Raw genomic sequence first — 18,178 nt, 5'->3', positions numbered from 1 at the left:
GTTTTGTACATCGACGACGACGATGGTCTGCGCCGCCTCGCCGCGCGCGGGCTGGAGCGGCGTGGCTATCGTGTCACCACCGCGGCGGGGGGCGCCGAGGGGGTCAGGCTCGCCGCCGCCGCGCCGTTCGACCTGATCGCGGTCGATCACTACATGCCGGACATGGACGGGCTCGACACGCTCGCGCAGCTCGCCGAGCTGCCGGCGATGCCGCCGGTCGTCTACGTCACCGGGTCGGACGAGGGGCGGATCGCGATCGCCGCGCTCAAGGCGGGGGCGGCGGATTATGTGGTCAAGTCGATCGGCGACGATTTCTTCGACCTGCTCGCCAACAGCTTCGGCCAGGTGCTCGACCGCAGCCGGCTGGCGCGTGAGAAGGCGCGGGTCGAGGAAGACCTGCGCGCCAGCAACGCACGGCTCGAGGCGCTGCTCGGCGAGGTCAATCATCGCGTCGCCAATTCGCTCCAGCTCGTCTCGGCGATGGTGCGGTTGCAGGCGAGCGCGCTCGCCGATCCGGCCGCGCGCACCGCGCTCGACGATACGCAGCGCCGGATCGCGGCAATCGCGCAGGTCCACCGTTGCCTCTATTCGGCGAATGACGTCGAGAGCGTCGACATGCGCGACTATCTCGGTTCGCTGATCCGCGAGCTCAACGACACGCTCTCGTGCGACACCGCACCCCATACGCTGCACCTCGACGCCGAACCGATCCGGCTGCCGACCGACAGGGCGGTGTCGCTCGGCGTCATCGTCACCGAACTTGTCACCAACGCGTGCAAATACGCCTATCCCACCGGCGACGGCGGCGAAATCCGCGTCACCATGCTGCGCGAGGCGGAGGGCTTCCGCCTGTCGGTCGAGGATGACGGCTGCGGCATGGCCGAGGGGGCCGCGCCCAAGGGCACCGGGCTCGGCACACGCCTGCTCCAGGCGATGGCGCAGAGCCTGCATACCACGATTCTCTACGAACCGCGCGAGCGCGGCGTCTGCGCGACGGTGCGCGCCGCGATCTAGTCGACCGCCGCCAGCGTCGCGCGGCGGGTCGCTTCGAGCGCGAGGCCGAAAACGACGTGGCTGGCGAGGCCATAGGCATGCGTCGCCGGCGGCGTCTCGGTCGGCCCGGGACCCCAGCCGAAGGCGGGTACGGCGAGATCGTCGAGCAACGTCGCGACGCCCACCCCGAACGCGGTGCCATATCCCGCCTTGGATTCGGGCCATTGCCGCACCGCCAGCGCATAGCCCACGCCGAGCGCCACGCCGGTCGCATAATGGACGAGGCTGCCGGCGGTTTCGCGATGCTTCTGCGTCACGTCCCCGCCGGTCACCGCCTGTTTGGCGGTGTCGGCGGCCTTGACCGTGGCGGGGTCGTCGTTGCTGCCGGTCTGGCCGAAGGCGGAGGCGCTCACCGACTGGAACAGGTTCATCGCCAGGCTGGCGACGAGACCGCCGGCGACGCCGGCGGCAAGGGTCTTGGCGATCGACGGCACGGGCGCTCCTTGGGCTAGATCAGCCCGGACAACGCGCCGTGCCGCAAAAGGATCGGCGAGGGCTCAGGGTTTGCGAAACTTGAGCACGAACTGATCGGTCTTGCCGCGGATCGCGGGATCGAACACCGGCTTGCTGTGATCGTCGGCCGGGTTGGCGAGCACCCGGCTCGCGCCGGCGAAGCGGAAGCCCGCCGATTCGATCTGCCGGCGCACCGCCGCCGGATCGATCCGGTGCCGCGTCTCGGTACCCGACAGGCCGGTGCCGGGCGCATCGGCGTGGTCGATCACCACATAGGTGCCGCCGTGCTTGAGCAGCTTGAACACCGCCGCATCGAAGGCGCGCAGCGCCGGCTCGCCCGCGCCGTTATTGGCGATGTCGTGATAATTCTGCACGGTCCAGAACAGATCGACCGGCTGCGGCGCGGTCGGCAGATCGGTCGCCTGCACCTGGGCGACGACGTTGCCGAGGTTGCGCGCCTGCAACGCCGGCAGGCTCTTGGTCGCGTATTTGGCGCCGGCGGCGGGCCAGAAGGCATAGACCTTGCCCTTCGGCCCGACCACGCCGGTGAAGATCCGCGTCCAATAGCCCGCACCCGGCAGGTAATCGATCACCGTGTCGCCCGGCTTGACCCCGGAGAAGGCGAGCACCGCCGCCGCCTGCCGCCGCGCATCGTCGCCCGCCTGATCGGCGCGCGCCGGATCGGCGAGCGCGCGGGTGATCGCCGGGCCCGCCGGCGCCGCCTTGTCCTGCGCCACCACCGCGGTGGTCAGCGCCGCTGCCGCGAACATCGATAAAGCCAGCCGCATCACTCGTCCTCCTGGATTGGCCGCCCGGCCGCACTAGATGTCACAGCATGACCGATCTTCGCGACGCGATCCAGAGTGAGGTGCATCGGCTGGTCGGGTTCGGCGACGGTGCGGTCGACCTGACCCGCCCGCCCGGCGACGACGGACTGTTCGGCCCCGGTTCGGCGGCGTGGGTGGTGCATGGCGACTTCACCGCGATGATGGCGGGCGGCGTCGCCGCGTTGCTGCTCCAGATGCTCCATCCCGGTGCGCTCGCCGGCGTCTGGGACCATTCCAACTTCCGCGCCGACATGCTCGGCCGGCTGCGTCGCACCGCGCAATTCATCTCCGGCACCACCTATGGCGCGACCGCGACCGCCGAGTCGCTGATCGCGCGCGTCCGCCGCATCCATGATCGCGTCGCCGGCATCCTGCCCGACGGCACGCGCTACAGCGCCAACGATCCCGACCTGCTCACCTGGGTGCATGTCGCCGAGGTCGCGAGCTTCCTCGCCGCGCACCGCCGCTATCGCGACCCCGCCTTCCCCGTCGCCGAGCAGGATCGCTACCTCGGCGAATATGCCGTCGTCGCCGAGAAACTGGGTGCCACCGCGGTTCCGCGCACCCGCGCCGCGCTCGATGCCTATCTCACCGCGGTCCGCCCGCAGCTGCGCGTCGATCATCGCACGCGCGAGGTGGCGCGCGCGCTGCTGCGCCAGCCGCCCGCGCGGCCCGCGATGGCGCCGGCGCAGGCGTTGCTGATGCAGGGCGGCATCGACCTGCTGCCCGACTGGGCGGCGCGGATGCACGGGCTCGACCGCCGGCCGCTCGCCCGACCCGCGGTGCGCGCCGGCATGGCCGGGATCGGCTCGGTGCTGCGCTGGGCGCTGCGCGACGGCTCGGCGAAGCGGGCGGGCCAGCAGGGCTGAGGCCGGCTGCACCGGATCTGCACACGATCCCCGCACAACGCAGACGCCGGCGGCACGCCGCGCAGCATCGCGATCCGTCACACCCGCCTCCCGACCATAAGGAGGCCCGGCATGACGATGCGACGACGAACGATATCGGTGGCAGCCAAGGCGGGGGTCGCCGCGCTGCTGGTGCTGGTCCTCGAACTGATCGTCGATCGCGCGGAGGTGCTGCTGCCGCTGGCGATGCTCGGCTGGCTGATCGCGCTCGCCGCGCTGCGCCCCGCGGTGATCCGCCATCGCCAGCCGCGGATCGCGCTGGTTGCCGCCATGCTGGCGATCGCCGCTTATGCCGATCAGCCCAATCTGCTCGCCTTCTGCCTGTTCCTGACCGCGACCGGACTGGCGGCGACGCTGCCGCGGCGGCGGTTCGACGATGCCGCGAGCTGGGCGGTGCGGCTCGGCAGGCTGGCGCTCGCCGCGGTCGTCGGGCCATGGCGCGATCGCCGACGGCTTGCGCATATCCGCGCGCACCGGCTGCACCCGCGCGTGACGGTGACGGCGGTGGCGGCGGCGCTGATCGTGCCGCTCGGCGGCGCCCTGCTGTTCCTGATCCTGTTCGCCACGGCCAATCCGCTGATCGCCCGCGCGCTCGACAGCATGATCCTGCCCGATATCCGGACGGTGATCTGGCGCACCGCCTTCGCGCTGGCGGTGCTGCTGCCGGTCTGGGCGACACTCCGCCCGGCGGCGGGCGCGACCCGCTGGCAGGCGCCGGGCGGGCAGACCGTGCCGCCGCTGCTCCGGCCGGGCACGCTGATCCTGTCGCTGGCGACGTTCAACGCTGTCTTCGCCATCCAGAACGGGCTCGACCTCGTCTTCCTGTGGAGCGGCGCGGCGCTGCCCGACGGCGTGACGATGGCGGATTATGCGCATCAGGGCGCCTATGCGCTGATCGTCACCGCTTTGCTCGCCGCGGTCTTCGTGCTGACGATGCTGTCGCCGGGCAGCGCGAGCGCCGCCCATCCGCCGATCCGCTGGCTGGTGACGGCATGGATCGGCCAGAACGTGCTGCTCGTCGCGTCGAGCGCGCTGCGGCTGATCGATTATGTCGATGCCTATGGCCTCACCCCGCTGCGGCTCGCGGCGCTGATCTGGATGGCCCTGGTCGCGACCGGGCTGATGCTGATCCTGTGGCGGCTGCTCGGGCAGCGCTCGGCGGCATGGCTGATCAATGCCAATGCGCTGGCGCTGACGCTGGTGCTCGCCGCGTGCAGCGTCGTCGACCTGTCGGCGGTCGCCGCCGACTGGAACGCGCGCGTCGCGCTGGCGAAGGGGCGCAGCGGCCCGCCGCTCGACCTCGCGTATTTCGAACGGCTCGGCCCGGGGGCGCTGGTGCCGCTGGCGATGCTCGAACGCCACGTCGGCTCGCCGCGGCTGCACGACCGGATCGAGCACATCCGCTTCTGGATGCAAACGCAGATGGAAGAGCAGCAATCGAGCTGGAATGGCTGGAGCCCGCGCAACGCCCGCCGGCTGGCTGCGGCCAAAGCGCTGCTCGCGGACCGGGGATCCGGCGCCGCGCCGCCCGCTCGCCGATTGACGGGAGCGCAACAGCCGTGATCCTATGCCCGATGCCGCGCACCGTCCTCGTCGTCGACGACGATCCCCATATCCGCCAGTTGCTCGTCTTCGCCCTGCAGAAGGCCGGCCTCGACACGATCGAGGCCGGCGACGGCGAGGCGGCGCTGGCGCTCGCCGGCAGCCACGCCCCCGCCCTCGTCATCCTCGACATCAACATGCCGCGGCTCGACGGGCTGGAGGTGTGCCGCCGGCTGCGCGCCGGCAGCGACGTGCCGATCCTCTTCCTGTCGAGCCGTGACGAGGAGATCGACCGCATCCTCGGCATCGAGCTCGGCGGCGATGACTACGTCGTCAAACCCTTTTCGCCCCGCGAGGTGGTGGCGCGGGTGATGGCGATCCTGCGCCGCACCGCCGCACGCCCGCCCGCGCTGGAGGACGGACGCAGCCTCGCCCATGGCCGGCTGCGGCTCGATCTCGACGGCTGGCGCGCGCTGTGGGCGGGGCAGGAGGTCGGGCTTACCGTCACCGAATTCTCGATCCTGCGGCTGCTCGCCTCGATGCCCGCCAAGGTGTTCAGCCGCGATGCGATCATCGATCGGCTGCACGGCCCGGGCTTCGCCGTCACCGACCGGACGATCGACAGCCATATCCGCAACCTGCGCCACAAATTTGCCGCCGCGGGCGGCGACGACCTGATCGAGACGCGCGCCGGCATCGGCTATCGGCTCGGCGCCTGCGGCACCGCGTGATCGCGCGCGGCAAGGATTGGGCGAAGCGCCGCTGGCCGCGGTTGCGGCTGCGCACCATCCTGTTCGCGACCTTGTTCTTCGTCGCGGCGCTGCCCGGCTTCGGCGCGGTCTTCCTGCGCGTGTACGAGAACACCCTCGTCCGCCAGACCGAGGCGGAGCTGGTCGCGCAGGGCGCGGCGCTCGCGGCCGCCGCGGCGGCGCAATGGCCGGGCGGCGACGGCCGGCTCTATCCGCGGCGGATCGTGCCGCCCGGCGAGGGCGTCGATCTCAGCCAGACGCCGATCCTGCCCGAACGTCCGTCCCCGGCCCCGGCGGGCACGGTCGCCGCCGACGCCCGCATCGTCGCGCCCCGCCTCGCGCCGATCCTGCGTGCGACGCAGAGGACGACGCTCGCCGGCATCGTGCTGCTCGACGATCGCGGCCAGATCGTCGCCGGCAGCGCGGCGCGCGGCAGCTACGCACAGCTGCCGGAAGTCGCCGCCGCGCTGGCGGGGCGACCGGCGACGGTGCTGCGCCGCAACGGCGCCTATCGCGCCGTCTATCGCTTCGAATGGCTGTCGCGCGCCGCGGCGATCCGCGTCCATCATGCGCGACCGATCGTCGTCGGCGGGCGGGTGGTCGGCGTGCTGCTGCTGTCGCGCTCGGCGCGGGCGCTGTTCCGCGGTCTTTACGAGGATCGCGGCAAGATCGCGATCGGCGTCGCGGCGATCTTCGCCCTGCTGATCGTGCTGAGCGGGGTGATCTCGCGCGGGGTGACGCGGCCGATCGAACGGCTCGGCCAGGCGACGCGCGCGGTGGCAAGCGGTCGCGGCGCGATCCCCGACGTACCGCCGACCGCGGCGATCGAGATCCAGGGTCTCTACGCCGATTTCGCGGCGATGAGTGCGGCGATCGAGCGGCGGTCGCGCTATCTGCGCGACTTCGCCTATGCGATGAGCCACGAGTTCAAGACGCCGCTCGCCGGCATCCGCGGCGCGATCGAGCTGATGCAGGATCATGCCGACATGGCGGCGGCGGACCGCAGCCGCTTCCTCGCCAATGCCGATGCCGATGCCGGGCGGCTCGCGCTGCTGGTGACGCGGCTGCTCGAACTGGCGCGCGCCGATATGGCGGCGCCCGTCGCGGCGGCGACCGACCCGCTCCCGGTGGTCGCGCGTACCGCCGACGCCTATCGCAGCACCGGTTTCAGCATCGCGATCGCCTGGTCCGCGCCGCCGCCCGCCGTCGCGGTGCCCGCGGCCACGCTCGAACATGCGCTCGCGACGCTGTTCGAGAACAGTCGGCAGGCGGGCGCGTCCGCCGCCACGGTGACCGGCGCGTCGACCGCGACGACGGTGACGCTGCGGATCGCAGACGATGGCCCCGGCATCGCGCCCGGCGACGTCGCCCGCCTGTTCGAGCCCTTCTTCACCACCCGTCGCAGCAGCGGCGGCACCGGCCTCGGCCTCGCCATCGCCCGCTCGCTGATCGAGGCGAGCGGCGGGACGATCGCGCTGGCCGAGGCGCGGGCGGCGGTGTTCGAGATCGTTCTGCCGCGGGTCGACGGCTGAGCTGGGTTCGCGCAGAGGCGCGGAGAAGGCAGAGGGGGTGGCAGTAACCGCGCGAGATCTTTGAACTTCGGGACGTCGCCTCGAAGCTGCCGTCACTCCGGACTGGTTCCGGGGTCCACCGTTCCGCAGGCTCGACCGCTCAGGCTCATGAGACACCGTCGATGCCGGAACGAACCGGGCATGACGGATCGAGGCTGCGGCGTTCTCGAACCCGACCCGCCGCTATAGCCGCAGCGCGCCGCCATAAGCCTATCCCCTCTGCGTCCTCTGCGCCTCTGCGCCTCTGCGCGAAACACCGATGCGGTCTCCCGACACGCGAGACGATGATCGACGCGGAGGCGCGGAGGCGCTTTGCTCGCGGCGCCTATTGCTGCGCCACCGGCACCACCGGCAGCAGCACCGCGCTCGGCGTCGCGCCGCCGCGGCGCAGCGTCACCGTCGCCTTGCGATAGTCGGCCGGCTTGGCGAAGAAGATGTTCGGCACATAGGTCTGCGGATTGCGGTCGTAGAGCGGGAAGAGGCTCGACTGGACCTGCACCATCACGCGATGCCCCGGCTGGAAGACGTGGTTCACCGTCGGCAGCCGGAAGCGATAATGCTGCACCCTGTTGGCCGGAATCGCGCTCGGATGCGCGAAGCTGTCGCGGTAGCGGCCGCGGAAGATGTCGAGGCTGATCGGCAGCTGGTATCCGCCCATCTTCGGATCGGTGGCATTCTCCGCCGGATAGACGTCGATCACCTTGACGACGAAATCGCCGTCGGTGCCGGTCGTCGCGGCATAGAGATCGGCGATCGGCGCGCCGGAGACGCGCATCGCCTCGGTCAGCACCGGCGTCGAATAGGTCATCACGTCGGTCCGCCCGTCCGAGCCGCGCTGGTCGCTGACCAGCCAGTCGCCCCAGCGGCCGTCCTTGAAATTGACCGGGCGCGGCAGGTGCGGCACCGGCTTGGCGGGATCGGAGACGTAGCTGTCGCCGCCCGCCGCGCCCTTGGCGAAGCCGAGGCCGCCGTCCGCCTGCAAATAGATCGGCTTGAGCGGCGCGGCGCAGCCCGTCTCGCAGGCGAGCGGCCATTGCGCCAGCCGATCCCAGTGGTTCTCGCCGGTATTGTAGATCGCCGCCTGCGGCAGATTGGCGGGCGGGCCGTCCTTCAGATACTGGTCGAACAACGGCAGCACCATCTGCTCGCGGAATTGCGCGGCGGTGTCGCCGTCCCACTGGAACGGCCCGAGGCTGCGGCCCTCGCGATTGACCTGGCTGTGCCGCCACGGCCCCATCACCAGATAATTGTTGCCCGCCTTGCCCTTCGCCTTCAGCGCTTCCCAGGCGGTGATCGCGCCGTACATATCCTCCTGATCCCACAGACCCTGTTCCCAGATCGTCGGGACGTTGGAGGGGTTGGCGGCAAGCAGCTTGTCGAGCGCCTGACCCTGCCAGAAGGAATCATAGGCCGGATGCTGCGACATCCGCGTCCAATAGGGCAATTGGTCGTAGCCCGACTTCTTCGCCCAGTCGCCCGCCGAGCCGACCTCGCGGAAATTGTCGTAATCGTCCCAACCGCCGGTCGGCGGCACCGTGCCGCCGCCCTTGTAACCGGTCTGCCCGCCGAGCCAGGCGATATTGGCGAGGCGGAAAGCGCCGTAATGGAACCAGTCGTCGCCCATCCAGCCGTCGATCATCGGGCTTTCCGGCGCGGCGACCTTGAGCGCGGGATGCGGCGCGAGCAGCGCCATCACCACGGTAAAGCCCTCGTAGGATGATCCGATCATGCCGACGCGGCCGTTCGACTGCGGCAGGTTCGCCTTGTTCACCAGCCAGTCGATCGTGTCATAGGCGTCGGTGACGTGATCGACCTTGGTCGGGTTGAGCGGCCCGATCACCGGCCGCGTCACGACATAATCGCCCTCCGACCCGTATTTGCCTCGGATGTCCTGATAGACGCGGATATAGCCGCCCTTCACGAAGATCTCGTCGGCGAGCGGCAGCGTCGCCAGCATCGACGTGCTGTCGCTGCGGTTGGCGCGCGCCTTGGCATTGTACGGCGTGCGGGTCAGCACGATCGGCGCGTTGGTTGCGCCCTTGGGGATGACGATTACCGTGTAGAGCTTGGTCCCGTCGCGCATCGGGATCATCACTTCGCGCTTGATATAATCGTTGGCGGTGTCGACCAGCTTGAAATGCGCGGGGATGTCCCCCGCCGGCTGCTGCTGCGCCTGGACGCCGATCGGCAGCAGGGCGAGCGTGGACAACAGCAGGACGGATGCGCGCATGAGGATCTCCGACAGAAGGGATGACCTATGCTAGCGCCTGCCGCCGCCGCTGCAAGCGTCGCGCGGCAGGCGCAGGATCGCGCCGCACGCCGGCACCGCCTCGATCATCCGTTCGAGCGGACGGCCGGCGACATGGGTGCCGATCGCCGCGATCGGACCGCCGTGCGTCACCACCAGCACCCGCCCGCCCTGCGGCAGCGCGTCCCACGCCGCGAGCGCGCGCCGCGACAGCTCGCCACCGGTCTCGCCGCCGCCGGGGCGGAAGCCGTGCGGATCGGTCATCATCCGGTCCATCAGATCGCCCGTCTCCCGCCAGATCGCATCCCACGACCGACCTTCCCAGCTGCCGAAATCGCGTTCTACCCAGCGCGGATCGGCGATCGTCGCTCCGCCGCCGCGCCGCGCCACCCAGCCGGCGAGTCGCCGGGTGCGGATCGCGCCCGAATGGACGATGGCATCGAACGTCTCGACCGCCAGCTCCGCCGCCAGCCGCCGGGCGAGCGCGGCGCCGGCGCGGCTCCATCCCATGTCGGAGCGGCCGTAGCAGCGCCCCGCCCAATGCTGCGCCACCGGCGGATGGCGGACGAGCAGCACCTCGCCGCTCATCGCGCCGCGACGCCGAGCAGCAGCGCGAGTTGGCCGATCGCGACCGCGAAGCCGAGGCCGTCGCCGGTGCTGCCGCCGATCCGCCGCCGTAGGAATCGGGCGAGCGCGGGCAGCAGCACCAGCGCGACCGCGGCCTGGATCGCCACCGCCGTCGGCATCGACCAGGCGAGCGGCGCGGCGCCGGGCACGCTCGCCAGCAGCGCGAGCAGCGCCCGCCGCGGCGGCACCCCGCCGGTCCGCGCCGCCGTTCCCGCGCCGACCGGCGGCAGGATCGCGGCGAGCAGCACCGCCCACAGCCGCCCCAGTGTCGCCGCCGCGACGATCGCCGCCACCGCCAGCGCCGGCGGCAGGGCGACGATCGCGGCACAGCGCAGCGCGACGGTCAGGCCGAGCCCGAGCGCCCCATAGCTGCCGATCCGGCTGTCGCGCAGGATGCGGAGCGCCTCTTCACCGCGGGCATGGCCGCCGAACGCGTCGCAGAAATCGGCGACCGCATCCTCGTGCAGCGCGCCGGTCAGCAGTGCTTCGACGACGAGCGCGAGCAGCGCCGCGATCACCGGCGGCCACAGCATCGCGCTCACCGTGAACACCGTGGCGGTGACCAGTCCGATCGCCGCGCCGATCAACGGCAGCCACGCCATCGCCCGCGCGAAGCCGTCCGCCGCCGCCACCGCGCTCAGCCGCGCCAGCCCCGGCACCGGCAGACGGGTGAGGAACTGCACCGCGAGCAGCGGCGGCGCCCAGGCCGGCGCGCGGCTCAATCGGCGCGCTCGGCGCCGATCGCATCGAGCCGCGCGACATCGGCGAGCAGCGCCGCTGCGGCGTCGACCAGCGGCAGCGCGACCAGTGCGCCGCTCCCTTCGCCGAGCCGCATCCCCCAGTCGAGCATCGGCGTCAGGCCAAGCTGCGCGAGCGCTGCGCCATGGCCCGGCTCGACCGAGAGGTGACCGGCGATCATCGCCCGCTCGCTGCCCGGCGCGAGATGCGCGGCGACCAGCGCCGCCGCGGTGGCGACATAGCCGTCGAGCAGCAGCGTCGCGCCGCGCGCCGCGCCCTCCGCGAAGAATCCCGCCATCGCCGCAATCTCATAGCCTGCCACCGATGCGATCGCGGCGCGGTCGTCGTGGCCGAGCAACGGTGTCGCCCGCGCCACCGCCGCGGTGACGACACAGGCCTTGGTCACGACGATCGCGGCATCGGCGCCGGCGCCGGCACCGACCGCCTCGACCGGCGACAGGCCGGTCAGCAAGGTGGTCAGCGCCGCGGCGGGGGTGGTGTTGCCGATCCCCATCTCGCCCGCGATCAGCAGCGCCGCGCCGTCCGCCACCGCGGCCTGCGCCTCCTCGACGCCGACGCGCCACGCCGCGTCGAACTGCGCCGCCGTCATCGCCGCGTCATGCGCGAGACTGACCGTCCCGTCAGCGACGCGCGCATCGCGGAAGAAGGGCGGCGGCGCGACCGGCCTGGCGCTCGCCACGCCGACGTCGACCAGCCGCAGGTCGCACCCGTGCGCCGCGGCGAGCGCGCTGCTCGTCGCGCGGCCGGCGAGGATCGTCGCCACCATCATGCCCGTCACCGCCGAGGGCCAGGCGGAGACGCCGTCGGCGACGCAGCCGTGATCGCCGGCGAACAGCACGATCCGCCGCGGCCGGGTGCGCGGATCGAGCCGTTGCTGAGTCAGCGCGAGCGATACGGCGATATCCTCCAGCCGGCCGAGGCTGCGACGCGGCTTGGCGAGCGCGTCGAGATGGGCGCGAACATCGTCTTCGGTCATCGGGCGGTCCTTGCCAAAATGATCAGGGCGTCGATTGCCATCGACCGTTCCAATGTAGCGGCAATTCGATCGAGCGCCGCGTCGATCGCCTCGCGCCGGTCGAGCCCGTCCGAAGCGACGCCGAGCGGTGCGAGCAGGTGCGCGCGCGCCTCGGCGCGGTCGAACAGGCCGTGGACGTAGCAGCCGGCGATCCGCCCGTCGGCGACCACCGCACCGTCGTCCGCCCCGTCGGCGAAGCGCAGCAGCGGCGCGGTGCCGGCAGCGACGCGGGTCACCCCGGCGTGGATCTCATAGCCGGCGAAGGCCGCGCCGCCGTCCGCGAACCGTCCCGCGACCGGCCGGACGCGCTTGTCCGCATCGATCACCGTATCGACCGGCAGCAGGCCGAGCCCGGCGACCGTCTCCGCCGGCCCCTCGATACCGAGCGGGTCGGCGATCGTCCGGCCGAGCATCTGATAGCCGCCGCAAATCCCCAGCACGCGCCCGCCGCGGCGGACATGCGCGGCAAGATCGACGTCCCACCCCTGCGCGCGCAGGAAGGCGAGGTCGGCGATCGTCGCTTTGCTGCCCGGCAGCACGACCAAGGCGGCATCGCCCGGCAGCGGCGTGCCCGGCGGGATCATCCGCAGATCGATCCCCGCTTCGTGCGCGAGCGCATCGCAATCGTCGAAATTGGCGATGCGCGACAGCATCGGCACCGCCACCGTGACGCCGCCGCCCGCTGCGCCGCGGCCGAGCGCCACCGCATCCTCCGCCGGCAACAGCGCCGCCTCCGCCAGCCACGGCACGAGGCCGAGGCTCGGCCAGCCGGTGCGGTCCGCGATCGCGGCGAGGCCGTCGTCGAACAGCGTCGGGTCGCCGCGGAATTTGTTGACGAGGAAGCCGTGGATCATCGCCGCATCGTCGGGATCGATCACCGCCTGCGTGCCGACCAGCGAAGCGATCACTCCGCCGCGGTCGATATCGCCGACCAGCACCACCGGCACCCCGGCGGCGCGGGCGAAGCCCATATTGGCGATGTCGTTGCGGCGCAGGTTGATCTCGGCAGGCGATCCCGCGCCCTCGACGACGACGATATCGGCTTGCGCGGCGAGCCGGCGGTAGGCGGCGCAGACGTCACCGAGCAGATCGGGCTTGCGCCGCCAATAGTCGCCCGCGGCAAGCGTCCCCTGCGAGCGGCCGGCGACGACGAGCTGCGACGTCCGGTCGCTCTGCGGCTTGAGCAGCACCGGGTTCATGTCGACGCTGGGGGCGACGCGCGCGGCGATCGCCTGCAACGCCTGCGCGCGGCCGATCTCGCCGCCGTCGGCGGTGACCGCGGCGTTGTTCGACATGTTCTGCGGCTTGAACGGGCGAACGGTCAGGCCGCGATTGGCGAGCGCCCGGCACAGGCCGGCGACGAGCACCGACTTGCCGACGTCGGAGCCGGTGCCCTGCAGCATCACCGCCGCCATGCCAGCCCTCCGATCAGCATCCAGAACAGCAGGCAGGCCATGCCGTAGATGCGCAGCGCGCGCGTCAGATCGGCGGCATCGGGCGCGCGCCCCTGCCCCAGCCAGGCGCGCGCCGCCGGCTCGCCGTCATAGCTGACCGGCCCGCCGAGCCGCCGGCCGAGCGCCCCCGCCATCGCCGCTTCGGGCCAGCCGCCGTTGGGCGAGGCGTGATGCCGCGCATCCCGTGCCATCGTCCGCCAGCCGCCGCCGCCGGCAACGCCGATCAGCACGCCCGCCAGCCGCGCCGGCAGCCAGTTGACGGCGTCGTCGGCGCGCGCCGCCGCCCAGCCGAAGGCGGCGTGACGCGGCGTGCGGTGGCCGATCATCGAATCGGCGGTGTTGATCGCCTTGGCGGCGAACAGGCCGGGCAGGCCGAGCAGCAGGAACCAGCAGGCCGGCGCGATCACCGCATCGCAGAAGCTCTCCGCAAGGCTCTCGATCGCCGCGACCGCGACGCCCGCCTCGTCGAGGCCGTCCGTATCGCGCCCGACGATCATCGCCACCGCCCGGCGCGCCGCGACCAGATCGCCCGCGGCGAGCGGCGCGCGGACCGCCGCGACATGATCGTAGAGGCTGCGCTGCGCCAGCCCCGTCGTCCCGACCGCCACGACGAGGAGCAGGCCCCAGCCCCCGACACCATCCACCAGCCGCTCGATCGCCGTGCCGATCAGCGCCGACAGGCCGACCAGCAGCGCGACCAGCGCGACCCCGGCGATCCGCCGCCGCCCCGCCCCGCCGCGGTTCCAACGTCGCTCGACAAAGTCGATCAGCGCGCCTGCCGCCATCACCGGATGCGGCCAGCGCGCCGGATAGCCGCACACCGCCTCGACGATCAGCATCGCGAGCAGCGCCGGCGCATGCGTCACCGGGCGATCGGCAGGATGAAGCGCTGCCCCGCGGGGGTGATGCCGATCTCGACCGCGACGCCGAACGCCTGTTCGAGCAGCGGCGCGGTCAGCACCGCCTCCGCTGCGCCCGCCGCGACGACGCGGCCGTGGCGAAGCAGCACCGCATCGTCGGCGATCCGCGCGGCAAGGTGGAGATCGTGCAGCACCAGGATCACACCGCTGCCCGCATCGGCGACGCTGCGCAGCCGCGCCAGCACGTCGAGCTGGTGGGCGGGGTCGAGGCTGGCGAGCGGTTCGTCGGCGAGCAGCCAGTCGGGTTCGCCGGCGAGCACGCGGGCGAGCAGCGCGCGGCCGCGTTCGCCGCCCGACAGCCGCTCGACGCCGCGCCGCGCGAAGCCGGTCATGTCGGTCGCGGCGAGCGCCCGCGCCACTGCGGCGCGATCCGCCTCGGTCTCACCCCAGCGGCCGCGATGCGGCAGCCGGCCGAGCCCGACCAGCGTCTCGACGTCGATGTCCCAATGCACGTCCGCCGCCTGCGGCAGCAGGCCGATCGCGCGCGCCCGCACCCGCCGGTCGAGCGCCTGTACGGCGACGCCGTCGAGCCGCGCCGCGCCCTGGTCGGGCACGCGCAGCGCGGCGAGGCAGGCGAGCAGGCTGCTCTTGCCCGCCCCGTTGGCGCCGAGCAGCACCGTCACCCGCCCACGCCGGAACGCATGGCTGACGGCGTCGAGCACGCGCGTCGCGCCGAGCGTCAGGCCAATTCCGTCGGCGATCAATCCGCTCATGCCAGCCTCCGCCGCATGCCGATGAGCAGGTAGAGGAAGAACGGCCCGCCGAGCATCGACATGGCGATGCCGAGCCGCAACTCGCTCACCGTCGGCAGGATGCGCACCAGCGCATCGGCAAGCGTCAGCAGCAGCGCGCCGCCGAGCGCGGCGGGCAGCAGCGTCGCCGACGGGCGATGGCCGGCGAACGGCCGCACCATATGGGGGACGATCAGCCCGACGAAGCCGATCTGCCCCGCCGCCGCCACCGACGCGCCGACGGTCAGCGCGACGCCGGCGATGACGATGCGCTGCAACCGCACCGGATCGACCCCCATCGACCGCGCCGCCTGTTCGCCGAGCGTCAGCGCGTCGAGCGCGCGCCCGGTGGTGAACAGCAGGCCTGCGCCGAGCGCGATCAGCGGCGCGGCGATCCTGACGTCGTCCCAGCTGCGGTCGGTCAGCGCGCCGAGCAGCCAGGTGACGATCTGCGACGAGACGAACGGCGTCGGCGCGAGGCTGATCGCAAGGCTGGTCAGCGAGCCGAAGATGCTGGTCAGGATCATGCCGGCGAGCGTGAACAGGATCAGGCTGCCCGAGCGCCCCGCGATCACCGCGAGCAGCGCCATCGTCAGCCCGGCGCCGATCAGCGCGAAGCCGGGCAGCAGCCACAATTGCGCGGCATAGCCGAGGAACAGCGCGAGCACCGCGCCGAACGCCGCGCCGGTCGACACGCCGAATAGAGCCGGATCGGCGAGCGGGTTGCGCAGATAACCCTGCATCACCGCCCCCGCCAGGCCGAGCGCTGCGCCGACGAGCAGCGCGAGCACGGTGCGCGGCAGGCGCAGCTGGACGATGATGATCGATCGCGGATCGGCGGCGGTCCAGGCGTCCCACGGCACCCACACCTTGCCCGCCGCGACCGACAGCGCCGCGACGCACAGCAGCGCGACGATCAGACCGATGTTGAGCCGCGTCATGCCCCCACTCCCTGCCGCACCTGGCGCAGCCGCGCCATCGCGGCGATGATCGTCGGCCCGCCGCAATTCATCAGCCACGTCGGATAGGCGGCGACGGTGATCCGCCGCGCCAGTCGCCGCACCGCCGGATGCGAGGTCATGCGGTCGTCGCCGACATCCGCCGCGGCGGTCGACAGCAGCACGCGCGGCGGCCGGGCGACGAGATATTCGAGCGGCAGCACGTCCCATTTCTTGAGGCCATAGACCGCGCTCATGTCGCGAAAGCCGGCACGGCGCAGCAGGTCGGCGGGCAAGGTCCCGGTGCCCGGCACCAGCCCGCCCGATTGCCAGATCAGCGCCGGCACCGGCGTCACCGCCGCCGGCCGCGCCGCCGCCGCGATCCGGCCCGCCAGCGCCTCGCCGCGCGCGGCATGGCCGACGACGCGGGCGATGTCGCGCACCTGCGCCTCGCTCTCCTCGACCGTGTCGGGCACCGGATATTGGACGATGCGGATCCTCATCCGGGTCAGCGCGGCGATCGTCGCCGGCGCTACATGCGCGCCGGTGAGCACCAGATCGGGAGCCAGCGCCACCACCTCCTCCGCCGTCCCCGACGTCGCCATGAAGCGCCGCGCCTGCGCGAGCGGGATCGAGGTCGCGCGTGCGTCCTGCGAATAATGGCTGATCCCGGCGATCTGGCGCGGATCGGCGACCTGCATCAGCACCGCATCGACGCACGGATTGATCGAGACGATCCGCGGCGCGCGCGGCAGCGTCGCCGAGGCGAGCGGCACCACCGCCGCGACGAGGGCGAGCGCCCGGATCAATATTCGACGCCCTTCTGCGCCTTGAACCCGGCATTGTACGGGTGGCGGACCTCGGTGAAGTCGGTGACCAGATCGGCGATTGCCAGCAATTCGGGGCGGGCATGCCGCCCGGTGATGCAGATATGCTTGGTCAGCGGGCGGTCTTTGAGAAAGTCGACCACCGGCGCGATGCCGAGCGTGCCGTCGCGCAGCACGATGTTGAGTTCGTCGAGGATGACGAAGTCGACGTCCGGATCGAGGATCATCGCCTTCGACCGCTCCCACGCCGCCGCCGCCGCGGCGATGTCGCGCGCGCGATCCTGTGTGTCCCAGGTGAAGCCCTCGCCCATCACCTCGAAGGTGGCGAGATCGGGATGCGCCTCGAAGAAGTTGCGCTCGCCCGTCTCCCACTTGCCCTTCACATATTGCAGGATGGCGACCTTCATCCCCCAGCCGATGCTGCGGATCGCCATGCCGAAGGCGGAGGACGACTTGCCCTTGCCGTTGCCGGTGTGGACGATCAGCAGCCCGCGTTCGAGCGTGCGGCGCGCCTGCATCTTGGCGCGGGCGGCGGCGACCCGCTCCATCCGCGCATTGTGCCGGGCGTGGTCGTCGGGCGGCGGGACGGTCATCGGCGAAACTCCTCGAAGGCGGCGGCGAGGCGCGCCGCGGCGGCAGGCGGCGGCAGGCCGATGCGCAACCGGTCGGCGCGATCGGCGAAGGGACGGGTCAGGATAGCATGATCGGCGAGCGTCGCGAACAACGCCGCCGCATCGTCGCAGGCGATCAGCCGGAACAGCGGCGCCCGGCCGACGCAGGCCAGCCCCGCCGCGGCGAGCAGCGCATCGAGCGCCGCGCCCGCCGCGACGATGCGCTGCTGCTGCGCCTGCTGCCAGGCGCGGTCATGATAGGCGGCGGTACCGATCGCGATCCCCGCCGACGATACCGGCCAGTCGCCGAGCATCGCGCGGAGCGCCGCCGCGACGCGATCGCCGGCGATCACGAAGCCGAGCCGCAAGCCGGGCAGACCGTAGAATTTGCCGAACGACCGCAACACGATCAGCCGGTCCGACGCACGCGGCGCGAGGCCGGGCGCGGGATCGGCATAGGCCTCGTCGACGACCAATATCATCGCCGCGGCGAGCCGCTCCGCCGTCGCGGCATCGAGCAGGCGGCCATCGGGATTGGCGGGGCTGGCCAGCACGAACAAATCGTGGTCACCCGGTTCGTCCGCGACCGGCTCGGCATCGGGCCAGGCGGCGCGATGCCCGGCATAGCCCGGCGTGCGCACCGCCGGCCGCTCCGCGGCGAGGATCGGGGCGAGCAGCCGCATCGCCAGATCGCTGCCCGGCACCGCGACCACCCGCGCCGGATCGGCGACGCCGAACGCCGCCGCCGCCGCTGCCTCCAGCGCGGTGATCGCCGCCGGCTCGGGCAGCCGCTCGAGCCCGAGCGGCCCCGTCACCGGCCAGCTCCACGGCGCGATGCCGGTCGACAGGTCGATCCAGTCGTCGCCGCCGAAGCGCGCACGCGCCGCCGCCACCCGCCCGCCGTGCGCGGTGAATTCGGCAAAAGCGGCGACGTCGCGCATCGGT

18 protein-coding genes are annotated in these 18,178 nt (G+C 72.2%); 5 read left to right on the top strand and 13 right to left on the bottom strand.

The window, feature by feature from the left end:
* Nucleotides 1-3: 3 nt before the first annotated feature.
* A complete protein-coding gene (locus V8201_RS15190) occupies nt 4-1,014 on the top strand; it encodes a sensor histidine kinase (RefSeq protein ID WP_271300096.1) in 1,011 nt (336 codons plus the stop codon).
* Here the strand turns inward: V8201_RS15190 and V8201_RS15185 are convergent.
* Both V8201_RS15185 and V8201_RS15180 read right to left on the bottom strand, forming a co-directional pair.
* The gene (locus V8201_RS15185) at nt 1,011-1,487 is read right to left on the bottom strand and encodes a DUF1440 domain-containing protein (RefSeq protein WP_336545807.1); all 477 of its coding nucleotides are present in this window, start codon (nt 1,485-1,487) and stop codon (nt 1,011-1,013) included. The two genes, V8201_RS15190 and V8201_RS15185, sit on opposite strands and share 4 nt — an antisense overlap.
* Before the next feature lie 63 nt (nt 1,488-1,550).
* Nucleotides 1,551-2,294, bottom strand: a complete 744-nt coding sequence (locus V8201_RS15180) for a class I SAM-dependent methyltransferase (RefSeq protein WP_037532540.1) — start codon at nt 2,292-2,294, stop codon at nt 1,551-1,553.
* Between the two features lie 47 nt (nt 2,295-2,341).
* Between V8201_RS15180 and V8201_RS15175 the strand changes: the two genes are divergently transcribed.
* The 4 genes from V8201_RS15175 (at nt 2,342) to V8201_RS15160 (ending at nt 7,064) form a co-directional block, all read left to right on the top strand.
* Nucleotides 2,342-3,202, top strand: a complete 861-nt coding sequence (locus V8201_RS15175; protein ID WP_336545806.1) for an oxygenase MpaB family protein — start codon at nt 2,342-2,344, stop codon at nt 3,200-3,202.
* 111 nt (nt 3,203-3,313) lie between these two features.
* A complete protein-coding gene (locus V8201_RS15170) occupies nt 3,314-4,804 on the top strand; it encodes a DUF4153 domain-containing protein (protein ID WP_336545805.1) in 1,491 nt (496 codons plus the stop codon).
* Nucleotides 4,805-4,815: 11 nt separating this feature from the next.
* Nucleotides 4,816-5,514 (top strand): response regulator transcription factor, encoded by a 699-nt coding sequence (locus tag V8201_RS15165; protein ID WP_037532544.1) that lies wholly within the window; start codon nt 4,816-4,818, stop codon nt 5,512-5,514.
* The gene (locus tag V8201_RS15160) at nt 5,511-7,064 is read left to right on the top strand and encodes a sensor histidine kinase (protein ID WP_336545804.1); all 1,554 of its coding nucleotides are present in this window, start codon (nt 5,511-5,513) and stop codon (nt 7,062-7,064) included. Before V8201_RS15165 ends, V8201_RS15160 begins: the two co-directional genes overlap by 4 nt.
* Nucleotides 7,065-7,428: 364 nt before the next feature.
* Here V8201_RS15160 and V8201_RS15155 read toward each other — a convergent pair whose 3' ends face one another.
* Genes V8201_RS15155 through V8201_RS15105 form a run of 11 tightly spaced genes read right to left on the bottom strand, consistent with a single transcriptional unit; the run spans nt 7,429 to nt 18,174 of the window.
* Nucleotides 7,429-9,333, bottom strand: a complete 1,905-nt coding sequence (locus tag V8201_RS15155; RefSeq protein WP_336545803.1) for a CocE/NonD family hydrolase — start codon at nt 9,331-9,333, stop codon at nt 7,429-7,431.
* Nucleotides 9,334-9,363: 30 nt separating this feature from the next.
* Nucleotides 9,364-9,939 carry a histidine phosphatase family protein gene (locus V8201_RS15150; protein ID WP_271300089.1) on the bottom strand — a complete coding sequence of 192 codons (576 nt, stop codon included), beginning with the start codon at nt 9,937-9,939 and terminating at the stop codon, nt 9,364-9,366.
* Nucleotides 9,936-10,700 (bottom strand): adenosylcobinamide-GDP ribazoletransferase, encoded by a 765-nt coding sequence (locus tag V8201_RS15145; protein WP_336545802.1) that lies wholly within the window; start codon nt 10,698-10,700, stop codon nt 9,936-9,938. Before V8201_RS15145 ends, V8201_RS15150 begins: the two co-directional genes overlap by 4 nt.
* Entirely contained in the window at nt 10,697-11,713 is a 1,017-nt protein-coding gene (gene cobT / locus V8201_RS15140) for a nicotinate-nucleotide--dimethylbenzimidazole phosphoribosyltransferase (protein ID WP_271300087.1), read from the bottom strand. Before cobT ends, V8201_RS15145 begins: the two co-directional genes overlap by 4 nt.
* On the bottom strand, nt 11,710-13,167 hold the full coding sequence (locus V8201_RS15135; RefSeq protein ID WP_037532562.1) for a cobyric acid synthase: 1,458 nt from the start codon (nt 13,165-13,167) through the stop codon (nt 11,710-11,712). Before V8201_RS15135 ends, cobT begins: the two co-directional genes overlap by 4 nt.
* On the bottom strand, nt 13,155-14,072 hold the full coding sequence (gene cbiB, locus V8201_RS15130) for an adenosylcobinamide-phosphate synthase CbiB (protein WP_336545801.1): 918 nt from the start codon (nt 14,070-14,072) through the stop codon (nt 13,155-13,157). Before cbiB ends, V8201_RS15135 begins: the two co-directional genes overlap by 13 nt.
* Nucleotides 14,069-14,839: an ABC transporter ATP-binding protein gene (locus V8201_RS15125; RefSeq protein ID WP_037532565.1), complete on the bottom strand. Its 771-nt coding sequence runs from the start codon at nt 14,837-14,839 to the stop codon at nt 14,069-14,071. The genes cbiB and V8201_RS15125 overlap by 4 nt, the downstream gene beginning before the upstream one ends.
* A complete protein-coding gene (locus V8201_RS15120; RefSeq protein WP_336545800.1) occupies nt 14,836-15,798 on the bottom strand; it encodes a FecCD family ABC transporter permease in 963 nt (320 codons plus the stop codon). The genes V8201_RS15125 and V8201_RS15120 overlap by 4 nt, the downstream gene beginning before the upstream one ends.
* Nucleotides 15,795-16,604 carry an ABC transporter substrate-binding protein gene (locus V8201_RS15115; protein ID WP_336545799.1) on the bottom strand — a complete coding sequence of 270 codons (810 nt, stop codon included), beginning with the start codon at nt 16,602-16,604 and terminating at the stop codon, nt 15,795-15,797. Before V8201_RS15115 ends, V8201_RS15120 begins: the two co-directional genes overlap by 4 nt.
* Nucleotides 16,601-17,215, bottom strand: a complete 615-nt coding sequence (gene cobO / locus V8201_RS15110; protein WP_336545798.1) for a cob(I)yrinic acid a,c-diamide adenosyltransferase — start codon at nt 17,213-17,215, stop codon at nt 16,601-16,603. Before cobO ends, V8201_RS15115 begins: the two co-directional genes overlap by 4 nt.
* Entirely contained in the window at nt 17,212-18,174 is a 963-nt protein-coding gene (locus tag V8201_RS15105) for an aminotransferase class I/II-fold pyridoxal phosphate-dependent enzyme (RefSeq protein WP_336545797.1), read from the bottom strand. Before V8201_RS15105 ends, cobO begins: the two co-directional genes overlap by 4 nt.
* Nucleotides 18,175-18,178: the final 4 nt, after the last annotated feature.

Source organism: Sphingomonas kyungheensis, assembly GCF_037120395.1.
GTDB lineage: Bacteria > Pseudomonadota > Alphaproteobacteria > Sphingomonadales > Sphingomonadaceae > Sphingomonas > Sphingomonas kyungheensis.
Note: the sequence above shows the minus strand (reverse complement) of the source record. Positions and strands in the feature narration are given on the sequence as shown.